The 18,195-nt window shown below is 71.4% G+C and carries 18 protein-coding genes; 3 read left to right on the forward strand and 15 right to left on the reverse strand.

Annotated features, from left to right (window positions below; genetic code table 11):
• Window positions 1-2: 2 nt before the first annotated feature.
• The 15 genes from RB150_09080 to RB150_09150 all read right to left on the reverse strand — a co-directional run bounded on the left by RB150_09080 (window position 3) and on the right by RB150_09150 (window position 14,622).
• Entirely contained in the window at window positions 3-1,553 is a 1,551-nt protein-coding gene (locus RB150_09080; protein ID MDQ7820690.1) for a molybdopterin-dependent oxidoreductase, read from the reverse strand.
• A 216-nt stretch (window positions 1,554-1,769) separates the two neighbouring features.
• Window positions 1,770-2,402 (reverse strand): sulfite oxidase-like oxidoreductase, encoded by a 633-nt coding sequence (locus tag RB150_09085; GenBank protein ID MDQ7820691.1) that lies wholly within the window; start codon window positions 2,400-2,402, stop codon window positions 1,770-1,772.
• A 16-nt stretch (window positions 2,403-2,418) separates the two neighbouring features.
• On the reverse strand, window positions 2,419-3,072 hold the full coding sequence (locus RB150_09090; protein ID MDQ7820692.1) for an NADH-quinone oxidoreductase subunit C: 654 nt from the start codon (window positions 3,070-3,072) through the stop codon (window positions 2,419-2,421).
• A gap of 3 nt (window positions 3,073-3,075) precedes the next feature.
• Window positions 3,076-3,570, reverse strand: coding sequence for an NADH-quinone oxidoreductase subunit I (locus RB150_09095; GenBank protein MDQ7820693.1), 495 nt, complete (start codon window positions 3,568-3,570; stop codon window positions 3,076-3,078).
• A 112-nt stretch (window positions 3,571-3,682) separates the two neighbouring features.
• Window positions 3,683-4,786 carry an NADH-quinone oxidoreductase subunit D gene (locus tag RB150_09100; GenBank protein ID MDQ7820694.1) on the reverse strand — a complete coding sequence of 368 codons (1,104 nt, stop codon included), beginning with the start codon at window positions 4,784-4,786 and terminating at the stop codon, window positions 3,683-3,685.
• A 2-nt stretch (window positions 4,787-4,788) separates the two neighbouring features.
• Complete coding sequence (locus RB150_09105; protein ID MDQ7820695.1) at window positions 4,789-5,307, reverse strand: NADH-quinone oxidoreductase subunit B family protein; 519 nt, start codon at window positions 5,305-5,307, stop codon at window positions 4,789-4,791.
• A gap of 190 nt (window positions 5,308-5,497) precedes the next feature.
• Window positions 5,498-7,372, reverse strand: coding sequence for a transketolase (locus RB150_09110; protein MDQ7820696.1), 1,875 nt, complete (start codon window positions 7,370-7,372; stop codon window positions 5,498-5,500).
• 67 nt (window positions 7,373-7,439) lie between these two features.
• Window positions 7,440-7,904, reverse strand: a complete 465-nt coding sequence (locus RB150_09115; GenBank protein MDQ7820697.1) for an SUF system NifU family Fe-S cluster assembly protein — start codon at window positions 7,902-7,904, stop codon at window positions 7,440-7,442.
• A gap of 117 nt (window positions 7,905-8,021) precedes the next feature.
• Entirely contained in the window at window positions 8,022-9,260 is a 1,239-nt protein-coding gene (locus tag RB150_09120; protein MDQ7820698.1) for a cysteine desulfurase, read from the reverse strand.
• Between the two features lie 26 nt (window positions 9,261-9,286).
• Window positions 9,287-9,643, reverse strand: a complete 357-nt coding sequence (locus RB150_09125) for a non-heme iron oxygenase ferredoxin subunit (protein MDQ7820699.1) — start codon at window positions 9,641-9,643, stop codon at window positions 9,287-9,289.
• A complete protein-coding gene (gene sufD / locus RB150_09130) occupies window positions 9,640-10,959 on the reverse strand; it encodes a Fe-S cluster assembly protein SufD (GenBank protein ID MDQ7820700.1) in 1,320 nt (439 codons plus the stop codon). The genes RB150_09125 and sufD overlap by 4 nt, the downstream gene beginning before the upstream one ends.
• 1 nt (window position 10,960) lies before the next feature.
• Window positions 10,961-12,367 carry a Fe-S cluster assembly protein SufB gene (gene sufB / locus RB150_09135; GenBank protein MDQ7820701.1) on the reverse strand — a complete coding sequence of 469 codons (1,407 nt, stop codon included), beginning with the start codon at window positions 12,365-12,367 and terminating at the stop codon, window positions 10,961-10,963.
• Between the two features lie 17 nt (window positions 12,368-12,384).
• The gene (gene sufC, locus RB150_09140) at window positions 12,385-13,215 is read right to left on the reverse strand and encodes a Fe-S cluster assembly ATPase SufC (GenBank protein ID MDQ7820702.1); all 831 of its coding nucleotides are present in this window, start codon (window positions 13,213-13,215) and stop codon (window positions 12,385-12,387) included.
• A 79-nt stretch (window positions 13,216-13,294) separates the two neighbouring features.
• On the reverse strand, window positions 13,295-14,344 hold the full coding sequence (gene add / locus RB150_09145; GenBank protein MDQ7820703.1) for an adenosine deaminase: 1,050 nt from the start codon (window positions 14,342-14,344) through the stop codon (window positions 13,295-13,297).
• Window positions 14,345-14,430: 86 nt separating this feature from the next.
• The gene (locus tag RB150_09150) at window positions 14,431-14,622 is read right to left on the reverse strand and encodes a hypothetical protein (GenBank protein ID MDQ7820704.1); all 192 of its coding nucleotides are present in this window, start codon (window positions 14,620-14,622) and stop codon (window positions 14,431-14,433) included.
• A gap of 98 nt (window positions 14,623-14,720) precedes the next feature.
• Here RB150_09150 and pdhA point away from each other — a divergent pair, with 98 nt between their 5' ends.
• From pdhA to RB150_09165, 3 genes are all read left to right on the forward strand, one after another.
• Complete coding sequence (gene pdhA, locus RB150_09155) at window positions 14,721-15,767, forward strand: pyruvate dehydrogenase (acetyl-transferring) E1 component subunit alpha (protein ID MDQ7820705.1); 1,047 nt, start codon at window positions 14,721-14,723, stop codon at window positions 15,765-15,767.
• 120 nt (window positions 15,768-15,887) lie between these two features.
• Window positions 15,888-16,871 (forward strand): alpha-ketoacid dehydrogenase subunit beta, encoded by a 984-nt coding sequence (locus tag RB150_09160; protein ID MDQ7820706.1) that lies wholly within the window; start codon window positions 15,888-15,890, stop codon window positions 16,869-16,871.
• 77 nt (window positions 16,872-16,948) lie between these two features.
• The gene (locus RB150_09165; protein MDQ7820707.1) at window positions 16,949-18,157 is read left to right on the forward strand and encodes a dihydrolipoamide acetyltransferase family protein; all 1,209 of its coding nucleotides are present in this window, start codon (window positions 16,949-16,951) and stop codon (window positions 18,155-18,157) included.
• Window positions 18,158-18,195 lie beyond the last annotated feature (38 nt).

The following is an 18,195-nucleotide window of genomic DNA, read 5'->3' on the forward strand; positions in this document are numbered from 1 at the left end:
GGCTAGCGGCGGATGCGGATCCGCAGGGTGTGGTAGCCGGTGGCGCCGTCGGGGAGGGGCGGAGACTCCCGGGCCGCCTGGAGGACGCCCGTGCCGTCGGTGGCCCGCACCTTCAGCACGTACTCGCCGGGGCCGGCCGGAGTCCACACCGCGGCCCACAGGACCCAGGTAAACGGGCCCAGGGGCGGCGCGGTCTCGGCCTGCTGCCAGGTCCGCCCCCCGTCGGTGCTGTACTCCACCTTCCGGATGCCGCGGTCTCCGGCGTAGGCCACCCCGCCCAGGCCGACCTCTCCCGCGGGCAGGCTGCTGCGGGTGGGGGTGGTGAACTTGGACATGGTCTTGACCACGGCTTCGTCGCTCCACCCCGACGCCTCCCAGTAGCCCCGGAAGTCGTAGTTGACCACCTCGATCCGGGTGATCCACTTGGGGTTTTTCATCCCGAACAGGCCCGGGACCAGCAGGCGCACCGGGAAGCCGTGGCGGGGCGGCAGGGGCTCCCCGTTCATCTCATAGGCCAGCAGGGTGGTGGGGTTGAGCGCGTCGGCGATGGGCAGCGACTCCGTGTAGCCGTCGGCGCAGCGGAAGGCCACCTTCACCGCCGTGGGGGCCGGGCCGCCGGCCAGCATCAGCACGTCCCGCAGGCGCGCCCCTTTCCATGCCGCGTTGCTGATGAGGTCGCCCCCGACCTCGTTGCTGATGCACTCCAGGGTCTGGTACTGCTGGACGGCCGGCAGGGCCCGCAGCTCGTCGTAGGTGAGCTTCACCGTCCGCCCCACCAGGCCCGTGACCTCCAGGGACCACCGGCGCGCGTCCAGGACGGGGTCAAGGCCGGGCGGGTTCTTGCTGACGACGTAAAACTGGCCGGTCGGGGTGATCTCCGGCGGTAACCCGGTGACCCTGGCGAACGCGTTGAGGGTGGCGGCCCAGACCTTCTTCCACCGTCCCCGCAGCCACTGGGCCCCGCCGGTCCCCAGGGCCGAGGCCAGCAGCGCCATCATCCCGCGGGCCAGCAGGTGGCGGCGGGTGATGCTGCAGGAACCCCCGCTCACCGGCCGCAGCCGGGCGCGGCGCCGGCGCAGCAGGATCCGCAGCGCGACGGCGTACGGCACCGCGAAGACACCTCCGTAGCCCGCCAGGGCCAGGCCCACGGTGAGGCCGGGACGACCGTCCACCCCCTGGGCCTCCAGGCGGGCGGCCAGGTGCGACGTCGCCGGGGACCAGGCCAGCAGCGCCAGGAGGCCGCTTGCGGACAGCCATGCCGCCGCCAGTGCCCGCGCGGGGCCGGAGGTCCACCGGGCAATGAGCGCGCCCAGGCCCCCCAGGCCCAGGCTGAGGGCCGCCAGCATCGCCCAGAAGGCCGCCGGCTTGGCGGCGAACTTCAGGGTGCCCAGCAGCAGGGAGAACAGCGGCATCGGGACCAGCCTCAGCCAGCGGTCCCACAGCGCCAGGGCCACGGCGGGGATGCCCCCGGTGAACAGGCCCCCGGCCACCGCCGCCGCGGCGAGGACGCCCCCCGCCAGGCCCGCCACAACAGCCGGCCACAGCCCAACCATAGTGCCACAAGTATACCTCCCCCGCCGTCACGGACACGTGTCGGGGGACAGTCCCCGGAGGCCGGCGGTGACAGTCCCCCCGGGCGGGGGAATCTCCGCTCGCCCGGGGGGAACGACCAGATGGAGGCTTCCGCGCTCCGGTGGGCAGACGCCTGGGGACTGTCCCCGGGTGCGGGTGGGGACTGTCCCCGAGCTAGCCCTGGGAAGTCATTTTTTTCAGTCTGCCGAGTAGCGTTCTTCTTTCCAGGGGTCGGCGTGGTTGTGGTAGCCGTTGCGCTCCCAGAAGCCGGGGCGATCCTGAGCCATCAGCTCCAGGCCCCGCACCCACTTGGCGCTCTTCCAGAAGTACAGGCGGGGCACGACCAGGCGCAGGGGCCACCCGTGTTCGGGGGTGAGGTCGGCGCCGTCCGCGCGGTATGCCAGCAGGGCGTCGGGGGCGCGCAGGTACCCCAGGGGCAGGTTGGTCTCGTACCCCTGCTCCGCGTGCACCATCACGAACTTCGCCTCGGGGAGCGGGCCGGCCAGGTCCAGCACCGTCGCCACCGGCACGCCCTCGAACTCCACGTCCAGCTTGCTCCACGCCGTCACGCAGTGGATGTCACACCGCAGGCGCACCGACGGCAGGGCCCGCACCTCGGGATACGTCAGGCGCACCGGGGTCCGCACCAGCCCCCAGACGCGGAAGTCCCACCGCTCGGGGTCGAAGCGAGGGACGCTGCCGGTGTGAAGGACCGGCCACTTCTCGGTCCGGTACTGCCCGGGGGGGAGGCGGGGACGGTCGGGATCCGCTGTCCGGGACCCGGGGTCCGGCGGTCGGTGTGCGGGACGCGGAGACCAGGGGTTGGACATGCCCGTGCCGCGCGGGTCAGGCACGCTCGCCCAGGCCCAGGCCCTCGGCGTCCTTCTGGCGCTCGCGGGCGATCTCGACCAGCCAGGGTGGGTCCTGGTAGACGTAGTCCTTGCGCAGGGGGTGGCCGATCCAGTCGTCGGTCATCATGATGCGCCGCAGGTTGGGATGGCCTTCGAAAATGACCCCCAGCAGATCGTAGGCCTCCCGCTCGTGCCAGTTGGCACCGTCCCAGATCCCCGTCACCGAGGGCACCCGGGGGTCGTCGCGGGGCACGCGCACCTTCAGGGCCAGCTCCTCCCGCGTGCGGTGCGAGTACAGGTGGTAGAGAACCTCCATCTCGCCGCGCTCGGGCCAGTCGATGGCGCTCACAAACGACAGGTACGTCAGCCCGAATTCGGGGTCGGTGGCCAGGACGCGGCAGACGTCCAGCAGGCTGTCCCGCGGCACGTACACTCCGGGGGTCAGGTACCGGGGCGGCTGCTCGTGGGCCGGACGGCGGGCCGGAACGGCGGGACGCTCGGGCGCCGGCGCGGCTCCGCCCTCGTCCGCGCCCCGGCCCTCGGCGGCGGGCCCCGGCGCCCTTACGCCGGGTTCCGGCTGGTCCGGCCGCGGGAACAGTTCGACCTGGGGGAAGCGGGCCTTCAGGCGCTCCGCCAGTTCCCAGCTCATCGTCTACCTCCTCACCTTCACCACGCCGGTGGCGATGGGCTCCTTGGGCGCCGCCCGGTGGAGGTCCTCCAGGGTGTACAGGAGGCGGGCCCGGTTGTAGGTGCTGGCCTCGTAGTGAGGGACGAACACGATGGCCTCGGTGGGACACACCTCCACGCACAGCCCGCAGTAGCAGCACTTGTCCATCTCGATGTCAAAGCGGGTGAGAACACGGTCCTTGCCCTTGCCCGTGGCCTCGATGTGGATGCACCGGTCCGGGCACACCCGCTCGCACTGGAAGCAGATGATGCAGCGGTCGTTGTCGGTCTCCGGGTCGATGGGCAGGGCCAGCAGCCCGTGCCAGCGGGGAGAGACGTTGACCTTCTGCACGGGATACGGCACCGTGACCTTGCGCTCCACCAGGGTCCGCCACGTCGCCCGCAGGCCCACCACCAGCCCCCGGGCCCCCTCCCACGCCAGGGTGGCCAGGTTCTTCCGACCGTTGCTCTGCACGCTCATCGGCACCCCTCAGGACACGGGCCGGCGGAGCGTCCGCGGGGCGGACCCATGACCCGGGACCGCGCATGGGCATCCACGCGGCCACGCTCCTCCGGTCCCACGCGCCACCTCTTCAGCGGTCCACGTCCGACAGCACGATGTCGATGCTGCCCAGGATCGCGATGACGTCGGCCACCTTCCACCCGCGCATCATCTCCGTCAGGGCGTACAGGTTGCTGAAGGCCGGGGCGCGGATCTTCACCCGGTAGGGTCGCTCCCCGCCGTCGCTGACCAGGTAGATGCCCAGGTCTCCCCGGGGCGACTCGGTGCGGGCATAGACCTCGCCCTTGGGCAGCCGCAGCGTCACGGCCACCTTGGAGCGGATCTCCCCCGCCGGCATCTGCTCCAGGCACTGCCGGATGATGCGGACGCTCTGGCGCATCTCCTCCATGCGCACCAGGTAGCGGGCGTAGCAGTCGCCCTCGGTGCGCACGGGGATGTCGAACTGCACCCGGTCGTACACCTCGTACGGGTGGGCCTGGCGCACGTCATAGGCGAGCCCCGACGCCCGCGCCACCGGACCCGACGCGCCCATGGCGATGGCCCGCTCCCGGGGCAGCACCCCCACCCCCTGGGTGCGGGCCACGAAGATGGGGTTGCCGGTGAGCAGCTCGTCGTACTCGGGCAGCCGGTCCAGCAGGTAGTCGCAGAACTCGGCGCAGCGGTCGGTCCACCCCTCGGGCAGATCGTCGTACACCCCGCCGATACGGAAGTACACGTGGTGGAGGCGTCCGCCGGTGGCGGACTCGAACAGGTCCATGATCCGCTCGCGCTCCCGCATGCACCACAGAAAGGCCGTGAAGGCTCCCAGATCGATGCCAAAGGTCCCCAGCCACAGCAGGTGGCTGCTGATGCGCTGCAACTCCAGCATGATGGTGCGGATGTAGCGGGCCCGCTCGGGGACGTCGATGCGGCCCAGGCGCTCCACCGCCAGCACCCACACCTCCTCGTTGGCCATCGCCGCCAGGTAGTCCATCCCCCGGTCCACCAGGGCGATGTTCTGGAGGTAGGTGCGGTGCTCCATCATCTTCTCCACCGAGGAGTGCAGGTAGCCGATGTCGGGCTGCACGTCCACGATGTTCTCGCCGTCGAGGGTCACCACCATCCGCAGCACCCCGTGGGTGCTGGGATGCTGGGGCCCCATGTTGAGCATCAGCTCTTCGGTGTGCAGCGGCATGGCTAGGACCTCTGCGGGGCGGCGGCCGCGGCGTAGACGCGTCGCCGCAGGAACGGCTCCCGGCGGATCTTGTCCTGCAGCTTGAGGAATCCCTCGATCAGCGCCTCCGGCCGCGGCGGGCAGCCGGGGACGTAGACGTCCACGGGGATCACCTGGTCGATGCCCTTGAGGATGGAGTAGTTGTCGTAATAGAAGGGTCCGCCGCAGGTGGCGCAGGAGCCCATGGAGATCACGTACTTGGGCTCGGGCATCTGCTCCCACAGGCGGCGCACGATGGGGGCGATCTTGAGGGTGGCCCGCCCGGCCACGATGATGCAGTCGGCCTGCCGGGGAGTGGCCCGGGGAATGATGCCCATCCGGTCCATGTCGAACCGGGTGGCGTACGCCTGCATCATCTCGATGGCGCAGCAGGCCAGCCCGAAGGTCAGGGGCCACACCGACGCCGCCCGCCCCCAGTTGAGGACCTCCTCCACTTTGGTGAGGATGATGCCTCCGCCGGGCAGGGCGTCGATGATCTCCAGCGCCCGGTCCAGGGGCAGGACCTGACTGCGGGGCACATCCTGCGGGTCAGCCACGTGTGTCCCTCCCTGCGCACGAGCACCGTCTGTCACTACGGCGCGCCTCGCGGACCTTCCTGCGCGCCGGACGCAGGACTGGGCGCGGCCTGCCGTTCCCGAATCCCTGAAATCCGGATTCCGTCCGCCGGCATCCTCACCTGCGACCGGACGCGGCCCCCCGCGCCCCGACCAGCGCCCGGACGGCATCGGCGATGTGCCGGGCGCTGATCCCGGCGGCGTCCAGCAGCTCGTCGGGCGTCCCCGACCCCGGCATCCCGCGCACGCCCAGCACCCGCACCGGCGGCAGGGGGTCCCCCGCCTCCGCCAGCGCCGCCAGGACCGCCTCCCCCAGGCCGCCTTCGGGCCAGTGGTCCTCCGCCGTCACCACCGCGCCGGTCTCCCGGGCCGCCTGTCGGATCGTGGCGGCGTCCAGGGGCTTGACCGAGTAGGCGTCAATCACCCGGACCGCAATTCCCTCCTCGGCCAGCCGGTCGGCCGCCCGCAGGGCCTCGTGCACGGTGATCCCCGCCGCCACCACGGTGACGGCATCCCGCTCGGAGCGGCGGACCACGCAGCTCCCCCCCACGGGGAAGCGGCGCCCGGGCGGGTAGATCACCGGCGTCTTCTCCCGGGTGGTGCGCAGGTAGACGATGCCCGGACGGTCCACCATCTCCGCCACCAGGGCGGCGGTCTGGTTGGCGTCGCACGGGTACAGGACGGTGCTGCCGCCCACGGCCCGCATCATGGCCAGGTCCTCCAGGCCCATCTGGGACGGCCCGTCCCACCCGATGGACACCCCGGCGTGGGAGCCCACCAGCCGGATGCTGGCCCGGGACACGGCGGCCATGCGGATGAAGTCATAGGCCCGCGTCAGGAACGCCGCAAAGGAGGACGCGAACGGCGCGTACCCCCGGACCTGCAGCCCCACCGCCGCCGCCACCATCTGCTGCTCGGCGATGAACATCTCGAAGTAGCGGTCGGGATAGGCGCGGGCGAAGTCCTCGGCGTAGGTGGAGTTGTTCACCTCGCCGTCCAGGACCACCACCTCGGGCCGGGCGGCGCCCACCGCCACCAGCGCGTCGCCGTAGGCGCGCCGGGTGGCCACCAGGTCGCCCACCCGGTACGCCGGGAGCTGGAGCGGAGCGGCCGGCGGGCGGGGAGCCGGCGTCAGGGACGGCGGCCGGGACACCTCCACCACCAGATGCCGCTCGCCTCCCAGGTCGGCGACGGCCTGTTGGGCCACCTCCCGGGGCAGGGCTCTGCCGTGCCATCCCTCGGCGTCCTCCACGGCCGCCACGCCGCGGCCCTTCCGGGTGCGGGCCAGGATCATGGTGGGTACGTCGCCACCGGCGGACGCGGCCGCCTGGGCAAAGGCCCGGTCAATCTCCTCCAGGTTGTGGCCGTCGATCTCCAGGGCCTGCCACCCGAAGGCCCGGGCGCGCCGGGCATAGGCGGACGTATCCCACCCCCACATGGTGGGCCCCCGCTGGCCCAGCCGGTTGACGTCCACGATGCAGATCAGGTTGCCCAGGCGGTAGTACGCGGCGTGCTCCACCGCCTCCCACACCGCCCCTTCGGCCATCTCGCTGTCCCCGCACAGGACCCAGATCCGGGACGGCACCCGGTCCAGGTAGCGGGCGGCAAGGGCCATCCCCACCCCGATGGCCAGCCCCTGCCCCAGCGACCCGGTGGCCACCTCCACCCAGGGCAGGGCCGGGGTGGGGTGTCCCTCCAGGCGGCTGCCGAACCGGCGCAGGGTCAGCAGCTCCTGATCCGTCAGGGCGCCGGCGGCCTTCCACATGGCGTACAGCAGCGGCGCCGCATGCCCCTTGGAGAACACCAGGTGGTCGCGGGCCGGGTGGCGCGGGTCGTGGACGTCGTACCGCAGGTACCCGGCCAGCAGGACCGCCATCAGGTCGGCCGCCGACAGGCACGAGGTGGGATGGCCGGAGCCGGCCTCGGTGGTGGCCCGGATGCTGTCCACCCGCAGCTGCGCCGCCAGCTCCTGCCACAGCTGGTCTCGGGTCATGGGGTCCTCCCGACAGGGAAGCCGGAGGAGGGAGGAGGGACGAGGGATCGGCGGAGTTCCCTGGCCCTCATGTCTCCGTGGTCGTCCGGGCGGTGACGGCGCCCCGGCCCGCCGCGTACTCGTCCATCCCCTGCTCCAGAGCCACCCACGCAAGGGTGGCGCACTTGATTCTCACCGGAAACTTGCGCACGCCCTGCAGGGCCACCAGGTCGCCCAGTTCCTCCTCCGAGACGGGCTCGCCGTGCATCATGCCCCTGAAACGGGCCACCAGGGCGCGGGCCTGGGCGAGGGTCTTGCCCTTGATCTGCTCGGTCATCATCGACGCCGAGGCCTGGCTGATGGAACAGCCCCGGCCGGTGAACCGGGCATCGGCCACCGTGTCACCCGAGAGCTTCACGTAGATGGCCAGCTCATCCCCGCACAGGGGATTGGCCCCCTCCACCCTGATGTCGGGGTCGGGCAGCTCTCCGCGGTTGCGCGGATGGCTGTAGTGGTCCAGGATGACCTCGCGGTACAGATCGTCCAGGCCCATGGGTCTCCCGGTGAGCATACCACACTCCTGCCCGCGCGGCACTCGGGTCCGCACCGCATGCCCGCCGGGTGCCCCGCGCTCGAGCCGCGCGAACCGCCGGGGGAGGGCGACGCGGTCTCAGGCCGGGGCCGGGCGGGGCGCGAACAGGTGCCGCACCGCGTGGAGGCCCCGGACCAGGGCGTCGATGTCGGATTCGGTGTTGTAGAGGTAGACGCTGGCCCGCACCGTGGCCGGCACGCCCAGGCGCCGGTGCAGGGGCTGGGCGCAGTGGTGCCCGGCGCGGACCGCGATCCCCTCCTGGTCGAGAACCTGGGCCACGTCGTGGGGGTGCGCCACGTCCATCCAGAAGGCCACGGCCCCGCCCCGCACGTTCATCTCCCGGGGGCCGTACACGGTGATCCCGGGCACCTCGGCCAGGCGGTCCAGGGCGTAGGCCACCAGGCGCCGTTCGTGTTCCCGGATGGCCTCCATGCCGATGCGCTGCAGGTAGTCGATGGCCTCAGCCCACACGATGCAGTCGGCGATGTTGGGGGTGCCGGCTTCAAACTTGTGGGGCGGGTCCTTGAAGGTGGACTTCTCCAGCTGCACCAGGAGGATCATCTCCCCGCCCCCGTGGAAGGGCGGCATGGACTCCAGCAGCTCGTAGCGCGCCCACAGGGCCCCCGCGCCGGTGGGGCCGCACATCTTGTGGGCCGACAGGGCGTAAAAGTCCACCCCCAGCTCGGCCACGTTCACCGGCATGTGGGGGGCGGCCTGGGCGCCGTCCACCAGGACCCGGGCCCCCACCGCGCGGGCTCGGGCGGCGATTTCCCGGATGGGGTTGATGGTGCCGAGGACGTTGGACTGGTGGGTGACCGCCACCAGGCGGGTGCGCTCCCCCAGCAGCCGGTCGTAGGCGTCCAGGTCCAGCAGACCCTGGCCGTCGAAGGGCACGAAGCGCAGCACGGCCCCGGTCTGCTCGGCCACCAGCTGCCAGGGGACCAGGTTGCTGTGGTGCTCCATCTCGGTGAGGATGATCTCGTCGCCCGGGCGCAGGGTGGCGCGCGCCCAGGTATACGCCACCAGGTTGATGGCCTCGGTGGTGCCCCGGGTGAACACCACCTCTTCCGGCCGCGGCGCCCCGATGAACGCCGCCACGGCGGCGCGGGCCTGCTCGTACCGGCGGGTCGCCTCCTCGGCCAGGGCGTAGATCCCGCGGTGGACGTTGGCGTTGTACTCGGTGTAGTAGCGCACCAGGGCGTCCAGGACCTGCCGGGGCTTCTGGGAGGTGGCGGCGCTGTCCAGGTACACCAGGGGTTTGCCGTGGACCCGCCGCGCCAGGATGGGAAAGTCGGCCCGGACCGTCTCGGGCACCATCGGCCACGCCTCCCGTGTGCGGTCCCTCAGGTCTTGTGGGGCATCCCGCGGCCCCGCCGGGGGACCGGCTGCACACAGACCTGCCCGTCGGCCACCTGGACCGGATACGTGTTGACCGGGATCACGGCCGGCAGGGACAGCACGCGCCCGGTGGGCAGGTGAAACCGCGACCCGTGCCGCGGACACGCCACGATGTCGCCGTACAGGGCCCCGCTGGCCAGCGACGCCTCCTCGTGGGTGCAGGTGTCGTCGATGGCGTAGTACGTCCCGCCCACGTTGAAGACCGCGATGCGCCGGCCCTCCAGCGTCACCACCCGGGCCGTGCCCGGGGGAATCTCGTCCACGGCCGCCACGGGCACGAATTCCGACGTCGCCCCGGTCATGTCGCCATCTTGGCGCCGATCCGCTCGGCCAGCAGATCCCGCACCGGCGCCAGGGGCACCCGGTCCAGCACCTCGGCGAAGAACCCCTCTACCACCATGCGCACCGCCTGGGAGCGGGTCAAGCCCCGGCTCATGAGGTAGAACAGGTGGTCCTCGCTGAGCCGGCTGGTGGCCGAGCCGTGGGTGCAGCGCAGGTCGTTGGCCATGATCTCCAGATTGGGGATGCTGTCGGCCTTGGCCCCCTCGCTGAGGATGAGGTTCCGGTTGGCCTGGAAGGCGTTGGTTTTCTGCGCCCCGTAGTGGACCCGGATCAGCCCCGAGAAGATGCTGTGGGCGCGGTCCCGCACGGCGTTCTTGAACAGGAGGTCGGAGAGGGTATGGGGTGCCCGGTGCTCCTGGAGGGTGCGGATGTCCACGTGCTGCCCGTCGTCCCCGAACACCACCCCCAGCATCTCCGCGCTGGCCCCCGGCCCCGCCAGGATCGACTCCACCCGCATCTTGAGGACCCGTCCCCCCAGGGCCGCCTGCAGGGTGTGCAGGGTGCTGTCCCGGCCCAGGACCGCCCGCAGGATCCCGACCTCGCGGACATGGGGACCGGCCACGTGCAGCGTCACCAGCCGCACCTGGGCGCCGTCGCCCAGGATGACCTCGGCGACCGGCAGGGCCAGGGCGGCCCACTCGCCCGCCCCGGACCCGGTGGCGGCCATCACGGTCACCCGGCTGCCCCGCCCCGCCACCACCAGAAGGTGGGGGGCCAGGGCCAGGCGGTCGCCGTCGATCCACGTCGCCACCAGGACGGGCTCGGCGACCTCGACGCCGTCGGGGACGACCAGCGCGGGGCCTCCGGTCCGGGCGGCGGCGTGGAGGGCGGTCACGTAGCCCTCCTGGGGGCGGACGGCCTCGGTCATGAGCCACCGGCGCACCAGGTCGGCGTGGGCGTGCGCGGCCGCGGACAGGTCGGCGGCGACGACCCCCCGGGCGGCCAGATCGGGGGACAGGTCCGCGCGCACGAGACGGCTGTTGCGGTACACCAGCACGGCAGCCGGCGACGGCCACCGGCCCAGCACGTCCTCCAGGGCGGCGGGGAGAGGGCCGGAGGGCTCGGGTCCGCCCAGGTGCAGACCGTCCAGGGACAGGATCCCCGGATCGGTGCGCCGCCACTCCTCGTCGGTGGGCGACGGAGGCGGGAGGCTCCCCAGAAGGTCCCAGGCCGCCAGCCGCGCCTCCCGCAGCCAGGCGGGCTCGTCCAGGCGCGCCGCCAGCGACAGGATGGCGTCGCGCGCGACAGGGATGACCGGCGTCGTCCTCTCGCCCATCCTAGCCGACGGAGCCTTCCATCTCCAGGGCGATCAGGCGGTTCAGCTCCACCGCGTACTCCAGGGGGAGCTCCTTGACGATGGGCTCCACGAATCCCCGGACGATCATGTTCATGGCCTCGTCTTCCTTGATCCCGCGGCTCATCAGGTAGAACAGCTGCTCGTCGGAGACCTTGCTCACGGTGGCCTCGTGGGTGATGGACACATCCGCCTCGTCGATCTCCATGGTCGGGTACGTATCGCTGCGGCTGCGGTCATCCAGGATCAGGGCGTCGCACCGGACCGCCGACCGGCTGCCCTTGGCCCCCGGGTAGATCTTGACCAGACCCCGGTAGCCGGCCCGCCCGCCGTCCTTGGCGATGGACTTGCTGACCACCACCGACTGGGTGTAGGGGGCCGCGTGGATCACCTTCCCGCCGGGGTCCTGGTGCTGCCCGCGGCCGGCGAAGGCCACCGACAGGATCTCGGCCTTGGCGCCGGGCTCCACCATGTAGACGCTGGGGTACTTCATGGTGATCTTGCTCCCCAGATTCCCGTCGATCCACTCCATGGTGGCGTCCCGGTACGCCACCGCCCGCTTGGTCACCAGGTTGTAGACGTTGGTGGACCAGTTCTGGATGGTGGTGTACCGGCAGCGGGCGCCCTCCTTGACGATGATCTCCACCACCGCGCTGTGCAGGGAGTCGGTGGTGTAGATGGGCGCCGTGCAGCCCTCCACGTAGTGCACGTAGGAGCCGGGCTCGCAGATGATCAGGGTGCGCTCGAACTGCCCCACGTTCTGGGCGTTGATGCGGAAGTAGGCCTGCAGGGGGATGTCCACCCGCACGCCCTCGGGCACGTAGATGAACGACCCGCCGGACCAGACGGCGCTGTTGAGGGCCGCGAACTTGTTGTCCTCGGGAGGCACCACGGTGCCGAAGTACTCCCGCACCAGGTCGGGGTACTGGCGCACCGCCGTGTCGGTGTCCACGAAGATGACGCCCAGGCGCTCCCACTCCTCCTTGAGGTTGTGGTAGACCACCTCCGACTCGTACTGGGCTCCCACCCCGGCCAGGAACTTGCGCTCGGCCTCGGGGATCCCCAGCCGGTCGTAGGTGCGCTTGATCTCCTCGGGCAGCTCCTCCCAGGAGCGGGCCTGCTTCTCGGTGGGCTTGATGTAGTAGTAGATCTCGTCGAAGTCGATCTGGGACAGGTCGGCCCCCCAGGTGGGCAGGGGCCGGCGGATGAAGTGCTCGTAGGCGTGCAGCCGGAACGCCCGCATCCAGTCGGGTTCGCCCTTGAGGGCGGAGATCTCCTCCACCACCTGCCGGTCCAGACCCTTGCGGGCCTTGTAGACATACTTCTCCGGCTCCCGGAACCCCCACTTGTACTTGTCCAGGTCGATGCCCAGCGGATTGGTGACCGCCATCGGCTCCCTCCCCCGGTTCAGTGGGCGACCCAGAACACCTTGCCAGCCCGGCGGACGGCGCCCGAGGTGGCCACTTCAGCGGCCACCACGTCCACCTGGGCCTTGATCCCCTCGTACCCGGCCTGCTCCAGCTCGTCGGCCAATTCGGGGCCGCCCGAGACCACGATGCGCCCGTCAAACATCACGTGGACCTGGGACGGCCGGATGTACTGGAGGATCCGGGAGTAGTGGGTGATCACCAGGATCCCCAGGTGCCCCCGGGCCTGCTCGAACATCCGGCTCACCCCTTCGGCCACCACCTTCACCGAGTCGATGTCCAGCCCCGAGTCGGTCTCGTCCAGGATGGCAATCTCGGGCTCCAGCAGGGCCATCTGCAGGATCTCGGCCCGCTTCTTCTCGCCCCCGCTGAACCCCTCGTTCACGTAGCGGGCGACGATGTCGGGCTCGATCCGCAGGTCCTGGAGTTTCTGGCGCAGCAGTTTCTGAAACTCCCCCACCGGCATCAACTCCTTCTGGTACCCCCGGCGGGCGGAGACGGCGGTGCGCAGGAAGCTGCTCATGGTCACGCCGGGAATGGCCACCGGGTACTGGAAGGCGATGAACAGGCCCTTGCGGGCCCGTTCGTCGGGCGGCATCGCCAGCAGGTCCTCACCCTTGAACAGCACTTCCCCGCGCACCACCTGGTAGAAGGGGTTGCCCATCAGGACGTTGGCCAGGGTGGACTTGCCCGACCCGTTGGGCCCCATCAGGGCGTGAATCTCGCCCCGGTTGAGGCTCAGCGTCACCCCCTTGAGGATCACCTTGTCCTCCACCTGCACGGTCAGATCCCGGATCTCCAGGTCAGCCATGGCCCCTCCGGACTCACGCGATTCTCGACTGTTTCGCTCAACAACTCCAGGCCCATTCTGGCATGAGGGGGAGGACGTGTCAAGAAAGCCCCGTGCGGGCATCGGAGGCCAGGGCGGCCCCCAGCGACGACTCGATCTCCGCCACCAGACCCGCGCGCTCGGCGGGCGGGAGAAAGGCGGCACGGGCGGCCTGCAGGATCAGGCCCGCCACGCCCTCCGGCCCCAACCGGCACGCGGAGGCCACCAGGGCCAGCTCGCGGGAGATGTCCGTGCCCAGCAGCAGGGGATCGTCGCTGCTCACCGTCACCGGCACGCCGGCCGCCAGCAGGCGGCCCACCGGGTGGGACGACGGCGAGGCGCACAGTCCCAGGGCGATGTTGCTGGTGGGGCAGACCTCCAGGGTCACCTGCCGCTCGCGCAACAGCTCCAGCAGGTCGGGGTCCTCGGCAGCGCGGATCCCGTGGCCGATGCGGTGGGCCCCCAGCTGGTAGACGGCGGTCCAGACGCTGGCCGGGCCGGAGAACTCGCCGGCGTGCACGGTGATCCCCAGCCCGCCGTCCCGCGCCACATCCATGGCCCGGGCGAACAGCGCCGGGGGAAAGTTCTCCTCGTCGCCGGCGAGGTCCACCCCCACCACCCCACAGTCCCGGCACGCGAGGGCCTCCCGCACCCGGCGCACCGCCTCCTCCGGACCCCGCTCGCGGACCACGGTCACCACGATGCCGCACCGGACGCCCGTCTCCGCGGCCGCCCGCTGCCGCGCCCGGGCCATGGCCTCCAGCATGGGCCGGATCCCCAGCCGCTCAAAGCCGCGCCGCCCCCCCACCCGCACCTCCAGGTACCGGACGTGGTGGGCGGCCGCCTCCCGGAGCAGCTCCGCCGTGATGGCCTCGATGTTCTCGGCGGTGTACAGCTCGTCGGGAATTCCCGCCCGGCTGAGGTGGCGGATCCTGCGCAGCCGATCGTACCCGGAAAAGCGCGCGGGATCCGCCACCAGGGCCGCCGCCGGCCGGCCGGCCTCCCCGGATCGGCGGGCGAGGCGGCGCAGCCTCAGCGACGTCTCCAGGTGAAGGTGGAGCTCGACCTTGGGAAGCTGACGGATGACGTCGGTGGTAGCCGGATCTGTCACACCATGCCGCCCTGGACGTGGTGGGCACATTATAAGAAAGGGAAGAGGGAAGAAGGAAGAGGGAAGAGGGAAGAAGGATGGGCCCTCTACAGACGGAGGATCTCCTGGACGCGGCGCTCCAGGGCGTCCAGCGCCTCCCGCAGGCGCGCGTGGTCGGCGGCCTGCTCGGGGGTAAGGGGTTCGACGGCTGTCTCGTCCAGCACCCGCCGCAGCGTCTGCAGGTGTGCCCGGACCCGGTCCACCAGATCGGGGGCGGACGAACCCACCGGTGTCGTCATCTTGGTCTCCACCACCCCGTATGATAATATTAGTGCCGTTACGTGCCACGCTATCCTGTTGTCGTCCCGGAGACCTGCCCTGACGGGTGATCTGCGCCATGGCTGACGCGCCGCGCGCCGAGGGGCCGCGCCCGACCCGGACGGTACCTGCTCGGGCGGCCGACCGCGAAGAGCTCGCGGAGGCGGTCGAGTGGTACGCCCGGATGGTCCTGGCCCGGCGGTTCGAGGATGAGGCCGAGCGCCAGTTCCGCCGGGGACGCATCGGCGGCTACCTCCATCTGTACAGCGGGCAGGAGGCGGTGGCGGCGGGGTTTCTCAGCGTCCTGCGGGACGACGATATTTTCTTCACCGGCTATCGGGACCACGCCCACGCCCTGTTCCGGGGGGCCTCCCCCGGAGCCGTGATGGCCGAGCTGTTCGGGAAGACCACGGGGCTGGCCAAGGGCAAGGGAGGGTCCATGCACCTGTTTGACGTGGCCCGGGGGTTTTACGGCGGCTACGGCATCGTGGGCGGCCACATCCCCCTGGCCACCGGCGCCGCCTACGCCCTGCGCTACCGCGGGACCGACCGGGTCTGCCTGTGCTTTTTGGGGGACGGGGCCATGAACAGCGGGGCCTTCCACGAGCCCCTGAACATGGCCGGCCTGTGGGGGCGCGAGGGGCTCTGCCCCATCGTCTACATCGTGGAGAACAACCAGTATGCCATGGGCACGTCGGTGGAGCGGTCCTCGGCGGTCACGGATCTCGCCAGCCGGTTCGCCGCGTACGCCATTGAGGCTGAGCGGGCGGACGGGATGGACTTCCTCGGCGTGCGGCGCCTGGCGCAGCGGGTCGTGGCCCGGGTGCGCGAGAGCGGCCGCCCCTACGCGGTGGAGATGCTGACCTACCGGTTTGCCGGGCACGGCGCGGCCGACCTGTTCCAGCCCTACCGCACCAAGGAGGAAGTGGCGCAGGCGCGTCAGCGGGACCCGATCCTGCTCCTCGAGCAGCGCCTGCGGTCGGCGGGGCTGCTGGACGACGCGGCGGTCCGGCGCATCCACGACGAGGCCGAGCGGGAGGTCCTGGAGGCCGTGCGCTTCGCCGAGAACAGTCCGGCCCCTCCCCCGGAGGAGCTCTACACGGACGTCTACGGAGGGCCATGGTAAGCAGGGGGCGGTGAAACGACCGATTCGCCCCCCGTTTCACCGATTCGACGGTTCAACGACTCAACGATTGACGGTATCAACCCGTCCGATTCTCATGCGTCCCCTCTCGCGGGTGCGGCGATGGCCGAACTGACCTACCGCGACGCCCTGCGCTCCACCCTCATCGAGGAGATGGACCGCGACCCGTCGGTCGTCCTCCTGGGGGAGGACATCGGCGTCTACCAGGGCACCTTCCGGGTGACCGCCGACCTGCTGTCCCGCTACGGCCCCCGGCGGGTCATCGACACCCCCATCTCCGAGCTCGGCTTCGTCGGCGCCGCGATCGGCATGGCGATGCTGGGCCTGCGGCCGGTGGTGGAGGTCATGACCTGGAACTTCTCCCTGCTGGCCATGGACCAGATCGTCAACAACGCGGCCAAGGTGCGGTACTTCTCCGGCGGCCAGGTGGACGTGCCGCTGGTCATCCGGGGCCCCAACGGCGCCGGCGTGCAGCTGTCGGCCCAGCACTCCCAGAGCCTGGAGGCCACCTACGCCCACTTCCCGGGCCTGTACGTGGTCGCACCCGCCACCCCGGCTGACGCCCGGGGGCTGCTGCGCACCGCCATCCGCGGGCGGGATCCGGTCATCTTCCTGGAAAACGCCGCCCTGTACGGCATCAAGGGGGAGGTCCCCGACGATCCGGAGTTCGCCCTGCCCTTCGGGAAGGCGGAGGTGGTCCGGCCGGGACGGGATGTCACCGTGGTGGCCTACAGCCGCATGCTGCACCTGGCCCTGGCGGCCGCCGACCACCTGGCCCGGGACGGGGTGGAGGCCGAGGTGATCAACCTGCGGACGCTGCGGCCTCTGGACGCCGCCACCCTGGCCGAGTCGGTCTCCCGCACCCACCGGGCGGTGGTGGTCCAGGAGCAGTGGAAGCCCTTCGGCGCCGCCGCCGAGATCGCCATGCGGATCTACGAGGAGGCCTTCGACGAGCTGGACGCCCCCATCGAGCGGGTCACCGGCGCGGACGTGCCGATGCCCTATGCGCGCACCCTGGAGCTGCTGGCCCTGCCCGCCGAGGATGACATCGTCCGCGCCGTGCGGCGGGCGCTGGGGCGGGAGTGAAAGTTGGAGGTGGAAGGTACAGAGGTCGGGCCTGTGTGCGTGACGCTGTCAACCTCTGAGGGTCGCGGGAGCCTGCGATGGCCGAAGTGATCATGCCCAAGATGGGCGACGCCATGACCGAGGGGCGGATCGTCCGCTGGAAGAAGCGGCCCGGGGAGCCGGTCGCCCGGGGAGACCCCCTGGCCGAGATCGAAACCGACAAGGTCAACGTGGACATCGAGGCCGAGGAGGCCGGCGTCCTGCTCCAGATCCTGGTGGAGGAAGGCCAGTCGGCGCCGGTGGGCGCGCCCATCGCCATCATCGGCGCCGCCGGAGAGGAGATTCCAACCGCCGCCGCCCGCCCCTCCCCCCCGGCGGCCGCGCCGGCCCCCGCCCCCGCACCGGCGGCGCCGTCCCCTGCCCCTCCCGTCCCCGCGGGTGCCAGGGCGGAGCGGGTGAAAGCGTCCCCGCTGGCCCGCAAGCTGGCCGAGGAGCACGGCATCGACCTGACGCAGGTCCGCGGCACCGGCCCCGGGGGACGGATCACGCGGGAGGATGTGGAAGCCGCCATCGCCGCCGCGGCCCGACCGGCCGCCCCGGCGCCCGCCGCCGACTACGAGGTCCTGCCCCTGACCCGCATCCGCCAGACCATCGCCCGGCGGATGACCGAGAGCACGCAGCAGGCGCCCCACTTCTACATCACCATGGAGGTGGTGATGGATGAGGCGCTGCGGCTGCGCCAGCATCTCAACCAGGCCCTGGGCGCCACCCCGCCGGTGTCGGTGAACGACTTGGTGCTGAAGGCCGTGGCCCTGGCGCTGCGGGCGCACCCCGCCCTCAACAGCGCCCTGGTGGAGGGGGCGATCCGGCGGTACCGGCGGGTGAACCTGGCCGTCGCGGTGGCGCTGCCCGAGGGGCTGATCGCGCCGGTGGTGCATGACTGCGACCGGCTGTCGCTGACCGAGATCGCGGCGCGGACCACCGAGCTGGGCGAGCGGGCGCGCAGCGGGCGCCTGCGCCCCGAGGACTACGAGGGCGGCACCTTCACCGTGAGCAACCTGGGCATGTTCGGCGACGTGGACAGCTTCGCGGCCATCATCAACCCGCCCCACGCCGGCATCCTGGCCGTGGGCCGGGCGCTGCCCCGCCCGGTGGTGCGGGACGGCCAGATCGTCCCGGCCACCACCATGAAGGTCACCCTCTCGGCCGACCACCGGGTGACCGACGGCGCGGAGGCCGCCCGGTTCCTGGCCGAGGTCAAGAGGCTGCTGGAAAATCCCCTGCTGCTGGTGCTCGACAGACGTTGAGGGTTGAAGGTCCAAGGTTACAACCTTCAATCTCCCAC

This window comes from Armatimonadota bacterium (genome assembly GCA_031081675.1).
Lineage (GTDB): Bacteria > Sysuimicrobiota > Sysuimicrobiia > Sysuimicrobiales > Kaftiobacteriaceae > Calidihabitans > Calidihabitans tengchongensis.